Raw genomic sequence first — 15,220 nt, forward strand, 5'->3', positions numbered from 1 at the left:
AGGTACGGCATGGAGCGGCGGAGATGTCTGGAAGGATTGTGAAATTGTAGAAAGACTGACTAAGTGGGTCCACGATGGAGGCGCATTTATTGGTGTAAATGAGCCTTCCGCTGTGGATGGATACGATACTTACTTCAGAATGGCGCATATACTGGGAGTGGATAAAGACACAGGGGCAAGGGTGTGCCATGGAAAATGGAAATTTACAGCCGAGGAAATTCCCGGGCTGATCCCCGAAGGAGCCGGCATAAAATCCGGGGAAGGAATGTATCTCACAGATGGATCAGCCAGGGTGCTGTTGGAAAATGAAGGTCAGCCGTTATTAACGGTTCATTCATTTGGAAGGGGCTGCGGAATCTATCTGTCATCTTACCGGATTTGCCCGGCGAATACCAGAATGCTGCAAAACCTCATTTTATTCGGGGCAGGGGAGAAAATGGATCAGGAGGGAGTTACATCGAATCTGAATACGGAATGCGCTTATTTTCCTGACGGACACGCACTGGTAGTAATTAATAATACGGATACAGAACAGGAAACACTGGTAAAGGTGGAAGGAAAAGAAATTTCCTGCAGACTGAAAGCATATCAGACAGAAGTTATAAATATTTTCCTGTAGAATGATATATTAACCGTTATAATTCCAGAAACTGGATATACTCCAATTAATGAAACATCTCATGAAAGGAGTATAAACACATGATCAAAATACCCATTACATTCCAGACCCCGGATGACGCTGTCCAGTTCGTCAATATTGTCAGCAGATATGATGTAGATGTAGACCTGCGGTATGGACACCATATCGTTGATGCAAAGTCGCTGGTGGGAACTCTGGCGCTAAGCTCTGCAAAAAATATTGAAATGATCATTCATGATAATGAATGCATGGAACTGGTACAAGAGGTAGGACCATTTGTAAGCCGCAGAATGATGGCTTCCAGGAATTCACACAGACCGGATCAAGACAAGGCGGGACGTTAATTCCATACTGCTTTCTGATTTGTAACCATGATTCCATAGTATGAATCTCTTCAAACAGGAAAAGCTGCTGGCAGGTGCCGGCAGCTTTTTTGAGGTGCATATTGATTGGAGAATACAGTTGTTAAACAATTTTATATTTATAGCGTTGACAAGGTATTTTATAATGATATAATAATTATTATAATGATTAGAATAATTAGAACGATAATCAGAAAGAATTATGAGGAAACGGGTATGAATGAAAGTAAAACAATTGAGTTTAAAAGAGAGTTTACAGATGATATAAAGAAAACAGTGGTTGGTTTTGCTAACTCTGACGGTGGTACAATATATATTGGTATACAGGATGATGGATCAGTCGTTGGAGTAAATGATGTGGATGATACCATGCTGCGTATGACCAATGCCGTCAGAGATGCAATACGGCCGGATGTTACACTTTTTGTAGAATGTAATAATGAAGTAATGGAAGATAAAGAAGTCGTTGTTGTTTCAGTACAGAGGGGGACAGCACGCCCTTATTATATATCTAAAAAAGGATTGCGTCCGGAAGGGGTATATGTAAGGCAGGGAGCGTCTACCGTTCCGGCAACAGAGACCGGGATTCGAAATATGATCAAGGAAACTAGCGGTGACTGTTATGAAACAGCACGGTCGCTGGAACAGCAGCTTACTTTTGTAAAGACGGCAGACTACTTTAAGAGGAAAAAGGTTGCGTTTGAGGATAATCAAAGGATTTCTCTGGGCTTGATTGGAATGGATGGGGCATATACGTGTTTAGGGCTTTTATTGTCAGAACAATGCCAGCATACAATAAAACTGGCAGTATTTGAAGGAAGTAAAAAAGCAGTTTTTAAGGAGAGAAAGGAGTTTACCGGATCGCTGCTAGGACAGGTAGAGGATGCATATGAATATATCGAATTATATAATCGTACCAGAGCTGAATTTAAAGGTCTGGATAGAATTGATCGTAGGGATTATCCCGAAGAAGCCTTGCGTGAAGCTCTTTTGAATGCGATTGTACATCGGGATTATTCGTTTAGCGCCAGTACATTGATTAGTATTTTTGAAGATAGAATTGAATTTGTGACGGTAGGCGGTTTGGTGAAAGGAATGACATTAGATGATATTTTGCTTGGTGTATCTATTTTAAGAAATCAAAAACTGGCAAATATATTCTATCGTCTGAACCTGATTGAAGCATATGGAACCGGGGTACCTAAGATTGTGGAGAGCTATGAAGAGGCTGATGAAAAGCCTCGGTTTGATGTGACGAATAATGCCTTTAAGATTACTTTGCCAAATAGGAATTTTTATGCCAATAGGCTTACACACGAACATATAAATGCAAGTATTAACCGTTATACGGAGAGAGAGGAGCAAATTCTTAATCTTTTTAATAAAAAAGATTATATTGTTCGAAAAGATGTTGAAGAAGCCGTTGGAGTATCACAGGCAACAGCAATTGTACTGCTGCGGGAAATGACAAAGAAGGGGTTTATTATAAAAAGTGGGGGTGGGAGATTAATTAGATATAAACTAAAAGATTAGTTTGACGAAAAGACTCATTATCGATAAGAATTGTCATATCGATAATGAGTCTTTCCGTTACAATGCAGATCATTCAAATCGTATCCATGCCTCTTTGGGAAGTGCTAGCTTGCACTCAACCTCCATGCACTTAATCATCCCTGCGATAGCGGGACAGGATGCATGTCCGGGGAGATGTTCTGATGCATACTCATATAAGGGGCCTGTGCCCGGTTTTCCAAGACAGACCTCATAAGCATCAAAGGTATCCCCCAGGTCGTCAAACATTTTTTGGATACTTGCGCACCCGGAATCAACTTTTACTGTAACTTCCATCTGATCCTCAGAAGAAGCTTCTATACTGGTGATCAGCCCGCAGACACCTGGATTAATAGTTACTTTTGTCATATGTATACCTCCTTCATAAATTTCTTATATTTAATTATAAGACGACTTTTGAAAAAAGCATAGACTTTTTATAGATTTTTATCAGTTATTTTGTTTGTTTTTTCGAAATCCAGAACAGAGGACATGTCTGTATAGATCACATAAAACACGGGGTATTTCTCTTTATACACTTCATCCACAAAAAGGCCGTTGGCTTTCACGGGAATATAATGGCCATCGGAGTGGCGCAGCCGGTAAGATAAGGAGAAAGGAACTCTTTCCGGCAAAGATTTATAATAAATGTCCAAAGCGCCGGGAAGGTCGTCCGGATGAATCTGTGAGAGGACATCATAATCCGGATCGGAAAATGTTTTTGCGTTGGAGCCGGTAAGCTCAGTTCTTTTCTGATTGAAATACAGCATTCTGAATTTGCCATCCACCCATGCTATTTTGGAAATGCCGTCAATGGAAGTACTGATTAATGCAAGCATATCCTGCTGGTTGACATGAAACACAGAATCTCCTTCAATATTTTTATTGAAAATACAATAAGAGCCTTTTCCGTGTCCTTTGGTATAATATAATGCCTGATCGGCTTTTTCATATAATTCCGTGTAGGAGCTTCCATGATCCGGGAACAGGGACACGCCAATACTGGTAGAAATATAGTATTCACTGTTTTTTCCAAAATTCTTCCGGCTCAATTTAGAGCAGAACCTTTCTAATTTATGAATAACAGAACCTATATCATGGAAATCTCTCATGCAGGCTGCAAATTCATCCCCGCCAATTCGCCCTACGATATCACTGTCCCGGAATTGCGATCTTAATTCTGCCGCAAATTCTGTAATGACGGAGTCACCGAAGGTATGGCCAAAAGTATCATTGATGTGTTTGAAATTATCGATATCAAATATAATAAATGCATGACGCAGTCTGTTAGGAGCATCTTTGTAAAGAATACCTGATATCATATCCTCAGTAGTTCTTTTGTTGTACAAACCGGTGAGGGAATCAATCTGTGATTTTTTAAGAAGCATAATTTCCCTTTTCTTTTCCGCGTCTATATTCTGGCGGTATGTGATCATACGAATGGACTGGTTGGATGCCCAGTAAAAAATTCTGGCATTAATCCGCATCCAACGGTATTTATCCGGTGATTCCAAAAATAAAAAATCATAAGTCAGGGTATTAATACCGCTTTTATAAACTTCCAATACGTGCTGGGGAGAAAAAATCGCCATATATCCCTGGATATAATCTTCTTTCACCTGTTTTTGTGCAATTGTCTTCAGTGCTTTATCATAGGGGGAATCCCTATCTATGCCAAGGCTTTCAAAATATTGTTTGGTACCTTCACCGCAGGCACAGTTATGGGTGATATCCAGTTCATAAATATTTTCATACAGACCTTCCGTTGCTTCATGAAGGAGCTTATGGTATTCTAGCTCGGCATCAATGGAAAGTTTTAGGATCTGTTTATTGTATTTACGGATTACCTTTGTAATCGTCAGGAGTACACACATGATAATAAATATTATAATCGCAATATTTCTTCCAAGCTGCAGATGGAGCTGATGGCTCACTGCAGTAGAATTGTTAGCAACAACCAGGTGCCATTTTAAGTTAGGGATATATTGGGCAACGCAGTATTCGCTTTGGTTTAGAGGAGAGTCACACCAAAAAGTTTCTTTCCCTGTTGTATTTTGCAGAATGGTATCCTTGAAATCAACAAGTGAAGAATCTTTAAAAATATTAACATTTTCATAGCCCGTCTCTGAGGAAGAGACCTGTATAATACCATCATGATCTATTAATCTGGCAGTGACTCCAAACTGCCGGTCGTATTCTTTTAGAAGTTCCTGAAGATGATCTACTTTTAATCCAACACCCACTACCCCTAAAGTACTCCCGTCCTTTGCTTTGATTTTGCAGTTTACAAAAATGGTGATGATGTTATCACTGGCTTCGTCATTATCCACATTGAGAGAATATTCATTTTCGTGTTCGATAAAATCATAATACCATTTGTTTTCCGGGTTATCGACAGTAATCAACCGGTCAATGCCATTAAAGTGATAATAGCGGTTTGTATTTGTGGAAACCAGGAATACTGAATCATAGGAATACTTTTCTTTATAGGAATTCAGATATTCCCGAAGCTGCTGTATGTAAGTATCATCTTCCATGTGATTCTTTTCTTTGGAGAGAAAATCAACCAGCAAGCTGTCATTTGCCATGGTAAGTGAAACATTTACCGGTTTAGCAAAGATGGAATCAATTTTATGGTAGATGCCATCTGAAGCCAGGGCGGATACATTTTCAATATCTTTTTGAAAAATGCCTATATTTGAGCGATAACTAATAATTGAAGTAATTGTAAAACCCAGTGTGATGATCACGCAAATAATAATATTTGTACGTATAAGGGTACTCTTTTCCATGAAAAATTCCTGCTTTCTGTTCGGAATGCGGCATACATGAATAGTTTAAGAAGTTATTCATGAATTTGCCGGTATAAGAAGCCGGTGGTAAATTCTGCCCAGCTGTAGTTTGACATATATTCGCCGGCATAACTGTTGATGGCACGGACATCTCCGTTTAGAAAATTATAGTAGTCACATTCTATTTTGGAGGTGTCCACTGATATAAAGTTACGTTTTTTTATTACTACATCATCTGCATCTGCGCTTTTTAGCGTTTTCATCATATCACTGACAATCGTTTGAAACTGTTTCTGAAGAGAAATACTGTACTCCCGGTCTTCCCATAAAATTGCACTGAGTTCGGCAGTAGTTGATCCTGCGCCCTTACGGTCGATCAGATAAGCAAACAGTTCCTTGGATTTGATCCGTGAAAATTCAAGTGGAATACTTCCGTTAAATACTTCAAAACTGCCAAAGGTCTGTACACGAATTTTTTTATCCGTCTTTTTGACGATTGGATTACGCAGATAGGCTATTTCCGAATGAATACTTTCAACGGAGACAGGCTTTAGAAGATATCCGCTGGCATGAAGGGAAAAGGCATCTACGGCATAATCAGGAAAACCTGTCACAAAAATAATATTAATGTCAGGCTGAGTGTCTTTAAAACGTTTTGCAAGGTCAATCCCATTCAGTCCATACATTTCCACATCTAAAAATGCAAGATCTACCGGGTGGGATTTCACGTATTGAAGAGCGTCAAAAGGATCCAGAAAAGGTTGTATCTGACAATCCGGTTCAGCTTCCCCCAGAATTCTGACTAAGTAAGCAAGTGCAAGTTCTTCATCATCTACGGCTATAATATTCATTTTTCAGTCGCTCCTTTGTAAATAGTAATGACAGCTGTAGTTCCCTCTTTGGGAATACTTGTGATGGACAGATGACTGCCCCCCTGTGAATAAAGGCGTTTTCGAACATTTTCGATGCCAATATGAGTGCGTCCGTCATCCTGTTTTTTATATGGGTCAAATCCAATGCCGTCATCAGAGATGGTAACGATAAAGGCATTCTCAGTTTCTTTGGTTGATATGGTTACCGTACCCCCATTAATTTTTTTGGTAACACCATATCGAACGGAATTTTCAACTAAAGGCTGGACAGTCAGGGAAGGAATCAGAAATCCATTTGCATGGATATCGTAAACAATCCGAAGCCGGCGTCCAAATCTTAATTGTTCCAGGGATAAATAGTTCTTAATATGATTCAGTTCCTTCTCGAAAGGAATGGGGGCACTGCTTGAGAGAGAATCCAGATTGCCCCTTAGGAAACTGGCAAAATCACCAACTGCTTTTTCTGCGCGGATAGGATCAATGGCGCAAAGCTGTTTGATTGCAGTCAGTGAATTATACAGGAAGTGAGGCTGTATCTGGCTTAGAGCTATCGCTATACGGCTTTGTGCCAGTTCACTTTCTAATTGTCTGGTCAGGTAAGCATTATTAATGCTTTTGTTAAGATAACGCACGACGAATATAAACTGGGTTATCATAAATAGCAGAAATCCTGTAATGAACCAAATATTAAAGGGAATGATCTGTAAAAAATAATTCACTACATCACCTGCGCCTAAAAAGCAGAGGCAGCAGGACTGCAGTATAAATTTAGTCGTTTTATTCGAATTATGCCTGATTTCATGCAGCAGGCAGAAAAATGCTACGATAGAACTAATCCCCAGTAAGATGCACAGCGGGGTTAAAAGTTCATAACCATCTAAAATACCGCATCCCTGGGTCAGAATAAAGAACAAAAGAAATCCTAACAGGGAATAGGCAACAGCAAATAGGAAATACCTGGCATTTCCTGTCACAAAGTTCAGCATGTAAAGTACGAGCAGTAACGGTGCCAGTGATAAACAGATAACATCTAAAATATTGGTGAACAGTCCATAAGGGATTATCAGCGAGATCAGATTGAAATCGATCAGTACCCATATTCCGCTTACAATCGTAAAAAATGCCAGGTAAAAAGGTGCCGGAGATATGGGTGTCTTTAAAATTTTCAATAGCATCAGTGCTCCTAAAAGCATCATACCAAACAGTACGACAAAAAACCCCAGGAAAATTTTAGTAAAATTATTCTTGAGCAGAAATTGAAATAGTGCACCAGAGTCTCCCTTGTATATCTGATGGTAAAAATTATTATATGATATCGAGAGATTATTATGGTAAATACTGCTTAGTTCGATTTTTATTTCATCCTGTAAAGTAATGTGAGGGAACATAACGCCAATCCATATATTACCGGGAGATTTTACAAATGAGGGGTAAGTTCCCTTTTCTCCATAGGAAAAATATTCCCTGCCATTTATATAAATTTTAAATCGGACATTATTCAGCCGGAAAAGGAGTTGTTCATTATCCTGTATTTCGTGGTCAAAATGTCCGGTTAAAATTAGTGAAGGCACCTCTGCTCCGTTAATATAGGTTTCAGATGTCAGATCTCTTGGGAGATCTGACGGTGATGCCTGATAAGTTCCAATGAATTGCACAGAGGTAAGATTCTCAGGATTTTTATAATTATTTTCTTCCTGTATGGAGTAAATAAGAAGCATAACAGAAAGTAAGGATATCGTACATAAAAGAACGGAAATTAGCAAAGGTAAATGTCGTTTCAAATGTAAGGCCTCCTCTGTGATAACCCGGGTAATTACAATGATCTAATTGAGTAAGTATAAAATTAATACCACACCAACACTACACCAAAAGAAAAAATAAAAATGGAAAGTAAGCTTGACATTTCTGAAAATAAGGTATATGATAAAAATGTAAAGGAAGCTTTCCATAATGAGAAAGGGGCGGTGAGGTGAAAAACCGGTTAGAGGAAATAAGAAAAGAAAGAGGGATCCGTCAGGAACAGCTGGCACAGGATCTTGAGGTTTCCAGGCAGACAATCGGATCACTGGAAAACGGAAGATATAATCCCTCAATTTTACTGGCATTTAAGATTGCAAGGTATTTTGAAATGACAATTGAAGATATTTTTATTTATGAGGAGGATTAGGATATGGGGTATAAAATAGGAAAATATGTTATATTTACAGTGATTGGTCTGGTGTTAGGAGCATCAGGGGCGGTATTGGCAAAGCTTTATGGTGACGCAGAAGGAATTATGGCTGTACTGCCATTTATTATGATCGGTATAGGGGCAGGTGTATTTGGCCAGAATATTGGTACTGTATTTACAAACCTTTCCTATCGGAAAAATCCGGAAGCAGCAAAGCAGATTAGGATTGATACAAATGACGAGCGAAATGTCTCGATAAGGAACCAGGCAAAAGGCAAAGCTTATGATCTAATGATCTATGTATTTGGAGCACTCATGCTGGTATATGCCCTGATGCAGGTAGAACTTTGGGTTACACTTACACTTGTCGTGGCATATCTGATTGTTATTTTTGCAAATGTGTTTTATATCAGCAGATACAATAAAAATATGTAAGAAGAGAATTGCATTGGTGACAAAGAAGAGAAATCTCCATATCTGCTTTACAAATGGATAAATTTGATCTATGATCGGTAATAGAAAAACTATGATAATCCATAAAGAAAGCATTTTTAAAACAGACTCTTGGAGGTTATATGGAATATTTTGATATCCGTGATTTAGATGGAAACATCACGGGAGAAACCAAAGAACGCTCATTGGTGCATAGAGACGGAGATATTCATGGGACTTCCCATGTATGGATCATTAGAAAAAATACAGATGAGGATTTTGATATCCTTTTGCAAAAAAGAAGCAGTGACAAAGATTCCTTCCCAGGCTGTTATGACATTTCTTCGGCCGGACACATACCGGCAGGGCAGGACTACCTGGAATCGGCAATACGGGAACTTAAGGAGGAGCTGGGCGTGGTGGCGGCAGCGGATGAACTGCACTATATAGGGCGCCATGATGCCCTTTTGGAAACAGAATTCTACGGAAAACCCTGGCGGAATTATGAGTTAAGTGCAGTTTATGTGCTTTACCGGGATATGAACCCCGAAGAGTTTATCCTGCAGACATCAGAGGTGGAATCCGTAATATGGCTATCTTTTCGGGAATGCATGAATCAGATGGAAAACGGAGAACTTAAGCACTGTATTTATCAGGATGAAATGGAGTTGCTGGGAACATATTTATATGGACACAATCAGGAGGCATAAGTGAAATGGCAAAAGAGCAAAAAACCAATGCAATGCGGATACTGGAAAAAAATAAGATACCCTATGAACTCATCACCTATGAATGTGATGAGTTCATAGACGGTCTCCATACAGCAGAAAAAACTGGTGCGCCCGTTGAGCAATCCTTTAAAACACTGGTGGCCCAGGGAAAGAGCAGGGAATACTACGTATTTGTGATTCCTATTGCAGAAGAAGTACATTTGAAAACAGCTGCCAAAGCAGTGGGTGAAAAGTCAGTGGAGATGATCCATGTAAAAGATATCAATAAAATAACCGGATATATCCGGGGCGGATGCAGTCCGGTTGGAATGAAAAAGCAATACAAGACAATCATACACAGCAGTGCCCGGAAATATAATGAAATCTATATCAGCGGCGGAAAACTTGGAACCACGATCAGGCTGTCGCCGTTAGCCCTGCAAAGTCTGGTGAAAGCTGAGTTTGCGGATATCGTTGTTTAATACTTTTTCAAAATGCAGATATATTGGGGAGGTACTTGTAAAAAGAATAATATTTGCTATACAATAAAAGCTTTATTGTACAAAAGCGTTGCTGGGTCCCGGGGATATACCTTCCCGGAAAGAAAAGCAACGCTTTTGTATGTCCTGACGTAAGAATTACTCCGTGTTGACGATTTCTGTAAATCACCCGCCCTTGTATTTGACAAAATAATCTTTTGTTACCCGGAATACCGTAGGCGACAGTACCGTAATGGCTATCAGGTTTGGAATCGCCATAAGTCCGTTTAGCGTATCCGAGACGCTCCAGACGAAATCCAGCCGGGCAACAGCTCCGATTACGATAAAAAAGATATATATAAACTTATATGCAGGCACAACTTTGTGGCCAAAGAGGTAGATGACTGCCTGCTCTCCGAAATAGGACCAGCTAAGCAATGTAGCCAGACCAAAAAGCAGGATAGAAAAGGAGACAAAGATATCTCCCATCGAGCCAAAGGTGGAAGCAAAAGCAGCTGACGCAAGCGGTACACCATTTGGAAGCGCATCAATATAGCGGGTAGTCTGGTACATCTGGTCTAACTGCATGGCATTTAAGTAAGCCGTCTGGTCATAGACATTGGAGCAGAGGATAGCCAGGCCGGTAATGGTGCACACCACCATTGTATCGGCAAATACCTCAAAGATTCCCCACATACCCTGGATAGCCGGATGATCCACATCTGCGGCGGCGTGTACCATAACGGAACTTCCAAGTCCGGCCTCATTGGAAAAGACCCCGCGGGAAATTCCGGTACGCATGGCGGATGCAATTCCGTATCCGAGAATTCCCCCCCCTGCGGCACGAAAGTTAAATGCCTCATGAAAGATAGAGCTAAAGGCAGCCGGTACATTTCCAATGTGAGTCAGAACTACAAGGAGTGCGCCAATAATATACAGGATAGACATAATTGGTACCAGTTTTTCACTTACGATAGTAATGCGGCCGATTCCCCCGGTTATAACAAGTCCCGTAATAAGAGCAGCAGCAATACCGATTGCCAGCTTTGGGGTACCCCAGGAATGGTTCAGGGCATCTGCCATGGAGTTAGACTGGGACATATTGCCCATGCCCAGTGCTGCGCCAATACAAAAAAGTGAAAAAAAACAGGCGAGCCATTTGCAGTGAAGACCTTTTTCCATATAGATCATGGGGCCTCCGCTGTAGTGTCCGTCCTTATCTTTGTTTCGAAAGCAAATGCCAAGTACGGTTTCACCATAATGAGTCATCATACCCAGGAGAGCGGAAACCCACATCCAGAAAAGAGCGCCGGGTCCGCCTGCTGTAATGGCGGTGGCAACCCCGGCGATATTTCCTACACCGCCGGTAGAGGCCAGGGCAGTAGCCATTGCCTGCCAGGGAGATATGGAGTTTTTCTTTTTACCGGATTGTAAACCGGGCTCAGGTGATTTTGGTGGAGATTTTTTAAAACAGGTGAGAATCGTCTCGGAAAACCAGAGCTTAAAATGACGAAATTGAAAACATCTGGTTCCAACTGTATAGAGAACTCCCACAGCCAGAAAAAATACCAGCATGGGAACTCCCCAGACGAAACGGTTAATTGTATCATTCAGGACAGATATGTAGTGGACCAATGTCTGCATGGCATACCCTTTCATGGGAATTGTTCTTCACATAATACTACGCATGAAAGAAATATTTATGACAACCCATCGTAAGAAAACGGATCGCATAATTAGATACAAGCACTTTTCAGTAAGTTATTTTAGTGTTTTAAATATGGGTTTAGGCACTTGGGTAATACCAATCCCATAATCCTGATTCATCTTGATACAGGAACCCTCATAGACCGGTCCGCCCTCAAATGGATCAGTTCTGCAGAGCGATGGTCCATCCAGGTCTACTTTTGTAATAATATTTTTTCCCGCAGCAAGATGTGCGGCGGCACTGACAGCAATTTTACTTTCCAGCATACAGCCGATCATACATTCTGCACCGTAGATTTCTGCGATACTGCAGATTTTCAGGGCATGATGGATACCACCTGTTTTCATCAGCTTGATATTGAGCATATCCGCTCCATGCATTTCCAAAATCCGAATGGCGTCACGGGGAGTGAATATGCTTTCGTCTGCCAGAATGGGAGTGCAGGAGTGAGACGTAACATACTGCATGCCATACAGGTCATGAGCCGGGACCGGTTGTTCAACCAGGTCAATATCCAGTCCCAGATCCTCCATCCGGGCTATAATACGGACCGCTTCTTTGGGATTCCAGCCCTGGTTAGCATCTACCCGTATGGTGACCTGGGGGCCCAGCGCTGAGCGGATCTGGGAAATGCGTTCTACATCTTTCATGCCCTCTTTTCCTACTTTGATTTTCAGAATCTGAAAGCCCTGGTTTACAGCGTCAAGGCTGTCATGTATCATAATTTCTGTGGGATTTACACTGATGGTAAGGTCGGTCTCAAGCGTCTGCTTTGCACCGCCGAGTATCTGATAGAGGGGACGGTGCAGGCTCTTGGCATAGAGGTCGTAAACTGCCATATCTACAGCTGCTTTGGCGGATGAATTATTCAGGATACAGGAGTGAAGTGCATGCATGATGCCCTCTATGTCATCAATCTCCTTACCAATTATGGAAGGGGCGATAAAGTTACGAATGGCACAGATTATGGAGCCCTTGGTATCCCCTGTAATGACTGCGGTTGGAGGAGCTTCTCCATAGCCGGTTTCTCCTGAATCCGTATGAACAGTGATTACAATGTCATTGATAGAACTTACGGTACGCAGCGCTGTCCGAAAGGGTGTTACCAGCGGAATATCTATTTCCTGGATATCAATTCTAGAAATTTTTATAATGCGTTCCTCCTTAAAAATGATTGTAAATTAATGAAAGTATTGTTAAAGAATATGTATAGCTTTTTCTATCTATTCAGATAATAAAGAAGTGAACCAATTGTGAATTATGACCAAATACAGAAGACAAAAATTGTAAAATAAGACGAAATGAATATTTTAGATAAAAGAAAGGACAGAAGTCCTATCTAAAAATACAACAAGGGACTATGATCTATTTATCAAGCGACAGCAAAATGTACGAGGATTCATATAAGATATAAAAATAGTAAGAAAGGGCAGTAAGGCCGGTTAGAGCCTACCCTCTAACCGGCAATATGCAATAGGTAAGAGAATGAAAGCAAAAAGAGTGTTTTTAATTGTATTGGACAGTTTTGGAATCGGTGAACTTCCGGATGCGGACAAATTTCATGATACGGGCAGCAATACACTTAGAACAATACGTAAGTCAGGGAAGTATTTCACACCGAATTTAGAGAATTTAGGAATGTTTCACATCGAAGGGGTAGAAAAAGGGAAAAGCGAGGTGACCCCGACCGGTTCTTATGCAAGAATGGCAGAAGCGTCTATGGGAAAGGATACCACCATCGGACATTGGGAAATCGCTGGTGTAATTTCCCCGGAACCGCTTCCTGTTTATCCAAATGGATTTCCGAAAGAGATTATTAAAAGATTTGAGGAAGAGACAGGCAGGAAAGTGATCTGTAACCAACCGTATTCCGGCACGGATGTAATCCGGGACTATGGGAAAGAGCATGTGGAAACCGGAGCTTTGATAGTATATACATCGGCTGACAGTGTCTTTCAGATTGCAGCTCATGAAGACGTGGTACCGCTGAAGGAATTGTATCATGATTGTGAGATCGCAAGAAAACTTCTCTGTGGAGAACATGGTGTGGGAAGAGTGATTGCAAGGCCTTTTGAAGGGACATATCCGGATTTTAAGCGTACAACGAACCGTCATGACTTTTCCCTGGTTCCGCCCAAGAACACCATGCTGGATGTTTTGTCAGCAAAAGGTTTCGATACACTTGGCATTGGAAAAATTTATGATATATTTGCGGGCAGGGGAATACAGGATACCAGAAGCATAGTGAGCAATACAGACGGTATGGAGAAAACAATAGAACTTCAGGACCGTGATTTTCACGGAATCTGTTTTGTGAATCTGGTGGATTTTGACATGCTGTATGGACATAGAAATGATATCGACGGCTATGCAAAGGCAGCCACAGATTTTGATAAGCAGCTTGGAACATTTCTGGGGAGAATGAAAGAGGACGATATTTTAATAATCACCGCAGACCACGGCTGCGATCCCGGAACTGCAAGCACAGATCATTCCAGAGAATATACACCGATGCTGATTTATGGGAACAGCATCAAAGCAAATGTCTCCTTGGGAACAAGAAAAACCTTTGCGGATATCGCGGCGACGGTATTGGATTTGTTCGGAATCGAAAACCAGGTGGACGGAGAAAGTTTTTTAAGGGAAGTATGGAAGCAGTAACAGTAATGGAAGCAAGTAATAAAAGAGAGGATGGTACGAGATTAATGGAAGACAAGGAGCTGATTCGGGAGGCATATAAAGCCCAGAAATACTCTTATTCCCCTTACTCAGGATTTCAGGTAGGTGCAGCGCTTTTGGGGAAGAGCGGATGTGTATATACCGGATGCAATATAGAAAATGCAGCATATTCGCCAACGAACTGTGCTGAGAGAACTGCATTTTTTAAAGCGGTGTCCGTCGGGGAGAGGGAGTTTGAAAAGATTGTTATTGTAGGGAATAAAGAGGGTGGTTTAGACGAGGAAAGGGATTATTGCGCTCCTTGCGGTGTGTGCAGACAGGTGATGGCGGAGTTCTGTAATCCAAAAGAATTTATGGTATTGCTTGCAAAAAGCGAAACGGATTACCGGACATACCGGCTGGAAGAGTTATTTCCACTGAGTTTTTCAAAAGATAACTTATAGATACAGGCAAAAACGATTATAATTTATGAAAGGAAGCGCCGCAGAGGGGACTGCGGCATGCATGGGTGGGGATATGGCGGAATTTGTTATTGAGATGAACCATATCACAAAGGAATTTGGCAGCTTCAAGGCCAATGACGATGTGACATTGCAGCTTAGAAAAGGTGAGATTCACGCACTGTTAGGAGAAAACGGGGCAGGAAAATCTACATTGATGAGTGTATTATTCGGACTTTACCAGCCGGAAAAAGGGCAGATCAAAATGAACGGAAAAGAGGTAAAGATCAATAATCCCAATGATGCAAATGCATTGGGGATCGGAATGGTACACCAGCATTTTAAGCTGGTACATAATTTTACGGTATTAGAAAGTATTATTCTG

The 15,220-nt window shown here is 41.0% G+C and carries 16 protein-coding genes; 10 read left to right on the top strand and 6 right to left on the bottom strand.

The window, feature by feature from the left end; all coding sequences use genetic code 11:
- The 3 genes from RHS_RS26050 to RHS_RS26060 form a co-directional block, all read left to right on the top strand.
- Nucleotides 1–619, top strand: a 619-nt coding sequence (locus RHS_RS26050; RefSeq protein WP_047834819.1) for a lacto-N-biose phosphorylase central domain-containing protein, incomplete at its 5' end; no start/stop codon positions are given.
- Nucleotides 620–699: 80 nt separating this feature from the next.
- Nucleotides 700–984, top strand: coding sequence for an HPr family phosphocarrier protein (locus RHS_RS26055; protein WP_044289616.1), 285 nt, complete (start codon nucleotides 700–702; stop codon nucleotides 982–984).
- A 234-nt stretch (nucleotides 985–1,218) separates the two neighbouring features.
- On the top strand, nucleotides 1,219–2,535 hold the full coding sequence (locus RHS_RS26060) for an RNA-binding domain-containing protein (protein ID WP_047834823.1): 1,317 nt from the start codon (nucleotides 1,219–1,221) through the stop codon (nucleotides 2,533–2,535).
- Nucleotides 2,536–2,604: 69 nt separating this feature from the next.
- Here the strand turns inward: RHS_RS26060 and RHS_RS26065 are convergent, their stop codons facing one another.
- The 4 genes from RHS_RS26065 to RHS_RS32040 all read right to left on the bottom strand — a co-directional run bounded on the left by RHS_RS26065 (nucleotide 2,605) and on the right by RHS_RS32040 (nucleotide 7,998).
- Nucleotides 2,605–2,922, bottom strand: a complete 318-nt coding sequence (locus RHS_RS26065) for a DUF6951 family protein (protein ID WP_027295692.1) — start codon at nucleotides 2,920–2,922, stop codon at nucleotides 2,605–2,607.
- Between the two features lie 68 nt (nucleotides 2,923–2,990).
- The gene (locus RHS_RS26070) at nucleotides 2,991–5,345 is read right to left on the bottom strand and encodes a diguanylate cyclase (RefSeq protein WP_047834820.1); all 2,355 of its coding nucleotides are present in this window, start codon (nucleotides 5,343–5,345) and stop codon (nucleotides 2,991–2,993) included.
- Nucleotides 5,346–5,398: 53 nt separating this feature from the next.
- A complete protein-coding gene (locus tag RHS_RS26075; RefSeq protein WP_027295693.1) occupies nucleotides 5,399–6,196 on the bottom strand; it encodes a response regulator in 798 nt (265 codons plus the stop codon).
- Nucleotides 6,193–7,998 carry a sensor histidine kinase gene (locus RHS_RS32040; RefSeq protein WP_052431105.1) on the bottom strand — a complete coding sequence of 602 codons (1,806 nt, stop codon included), beginning with the start codon at nucleotides 7,996–7,998 and terminating at the stop codon, nucleotides 6,193–6,195. The genes RHS_RS26075 and RHS_RS32040 overlap by 4 nt, the downstream gene beginning before the upstream one ends.
- Before the next feature lie 188 nt (nucleotides 7,999–8,186).
- Here RHS_RS32040 and RHS_RS26085 point away from each other — a divergent pair, with 188 nt between their 5' ends.
- From RHS_RS26085 to ybaK, 4 genes are all read left to right on the top strand, one after another.
- Nucleotides 8,187–8,384, top strand: a complete 198-nt coding sequence (locus RHS_RS26085; protein WP_027295694.1) for a helix-turn-helix transcriptional regulator — start codon at nucleotides 8,187–8,189, stop codon at nucleotides 8,382–8,384.
- Nucleotides 8,385–8,387: 3 nt separating this feature from the next.
- Nucleotides 8,388–8,822 carry a hypothetical protein gene (locus tag RHS_RS26090; protein WP_044297786.1) on the top strand — a complete coding sequence of 145 codons (435 nt, stop codon included), beginning with the start codon at nucleotides 8,388–8,390 and terminating at the stop codon, nucleotides 8,820–8,822.
- 140 nt (nucleotides 8,823–8,962) lie between these two features.
- Nucleotides 8,963–9,529 (top strand): NUDIX domain-containing protein, encoded by a 567-nt coding sequence (locus RHS_RS26095; protein ID WP_044297785.1) that lies wholly within the window; start codon nucleotides 8,963–8,965, stop codon nucleotides 9,527–9,529.
- 5 nt (nucleotides 9,530–9,534) lie between these two features.
- Entirely contained in the window at nucleotides 9,535–10,011 is a 477-nt protein-coding gene (gene ybaK / locus RHS_RS26100; RefSeq protein ID WP_027295697.1) for a Cys-tRNA(Pro) deacylase, read from the top strand.
- Nucleotides 10,012–10,194: 183 nt separating this feature from the next.
- Here the strand turns inward: ybaK and RHS_RS26105 are convergent, their stop codons facing one another.
- The gene (locus RHS_RS26105; protein ID WP_242858600.1) at nucleotides 10,195–11,667 is read right to left on the bottom strand and encodes a sodium:alanine symporter family protein; all 1,473 of its coding nucleotides are present in this window, start codon (nucleotides 11,665–11,667) and stop codon (nucleotides 10,195–10,197) included.
- Between the two features lie 102 nt (nucleotides 11,668–11,769).
- The gene (locus tag RHS_RS26110) at nucleotides 11,770–12,891 is read right to left on the bottom strand and encodes a dipeptide epimerase (protein WP_330377489.1); all 1,122 of its coding nucleotides are present in this window, start codon (nucleotides 12,889–12,891) and stop codon (nucleotides 11,770–11,772) included.
- A gap of 310 nt (nucleotides 12,892–13,201) precedes the next feature.
- On the opposite strand from RHS_RS26110, the gene RHS_RS26115 reads away from it, so the two are divergent.
- The 3 genes from RHS_RS26115 to RHS_RS26125 all read left to right on the top strand — a co-directional run.
- Nucleotides 13,202–14,377: a phosphopentomutase gene (locus RHS_RS26115; protein ID WP_047834821.1), complete on the top strand. Its 1,176-nt coding sequence runs from the start codon at nucleotides 13,202–13,204 to the stop codon at nucleotides 14,375–14,377.
- Between the two features lie 44 nt (nucleotides 14,378–14,421).
- The gene (gene cdd, locus RHS_RS26120) at nucleotides 14,422–14,838 is read left to right on the top strand and encodes a cytidine deaminase (RefSeq protein ID WP_047834824.1); all 417 of its coding nucleotides are present in this window, start codon (nucleotides 14,422–14,424) and stop codon (nucleotides 14,836–14,838) included.
- A 73-nt stretch (nucleotides 14,839–14,911) separates the two neighbouring features.
- Nucleotides 14,912–15,220, top strand: a 309-nt coding sequence (locus RHS_RS26125) for an ATP-binding cassette domain-containing protein (protein ID WP_395023552.1), incomplete at its 3' end; no start/stop codon positions are given.

The sequence above is a fragment of the Robinsoniella sp. RHS genome, from assembly GCF_001029355.1.
Taxonomy (GTDB): domain Bacteria; phylum Bacillota; class Clostridia; order Lachnospirales; family Lachnospiraceae; genus Robinsoniella; species Robinsoniella peoriensis.

Coding starts and splice junctions, on each gene's coding strand:
- RHS_RS26105 (WP_242858600.1), bottom strand. CDS start 11,667: ATGAAAGGGTATGCCATGCAGACATTGGTCCACTACATATCTGTCCTG.
- RHS_RS26055 (WP_044289616.1), top strand. CDS start 700: ATGATCAAAATACCCATTACATTCCAGACCCCGGATGACGCTGTCCAG.
- RHS_RS26065 (WP_027295692.1), bottom strand. CDS start 2,922: ATGACAAAAGTAACTATTAATCCAGGTGTCTGCGGGCTGATCACCAGT.
- RHS_RS26060 (WP_047834823.1), top strand. CDS start 1,219: ATGAATGAAAGTAAAACAATTGAGTTTAAAAGAGAGTTTACAGATGAT.
- RHS_RS26115 (WP_047834821.1), top strand. CDS start 13,202: ATGAAAGCAAAAAGAGTGTTTTTAATTGTATTGGACAGTTTTGGAATC.
- RHS_RS26075 (WP_027295693.1), bottom strand. CDS start 6,196: ATGAATATTATAGCCGTAGATGATGAAGAACTTGCACTTGCTTACTTA.
- RHS_RS26070 (WP_047834820.1), bottom strand. CDS start 5,345: ATGGAAAAGAGTACCCTTATACGTACAAATATTATTATTTGCGTGATC.
- RHS_RS26090 (WP_044297786.1), top strand. CDS start 8,388: ATGGGGTATAAAATAGGAAAATATGTTATATTTACAGTGATTGGTCTG.
- RHS_RS26095 (WP_044297785.1), top strand. CDS start 8,963: ATGGAATATTTTGATATCCGTGATTTAGATGGAAACATCACGGGAGAA.
- ybaK (WP_027295697.1), top strand. CDS start 9,535: ATGGCAAAAGAGCAAAAAACCAATGCAATGCGGATACTGGAAAAAAAT.
- cdd (WP_047834824.1), top strand. CDS start 14,422: ATGGAAGACAAGGAGCTGATTCGGGAGGCATATAAAGCCCAGAAATAC.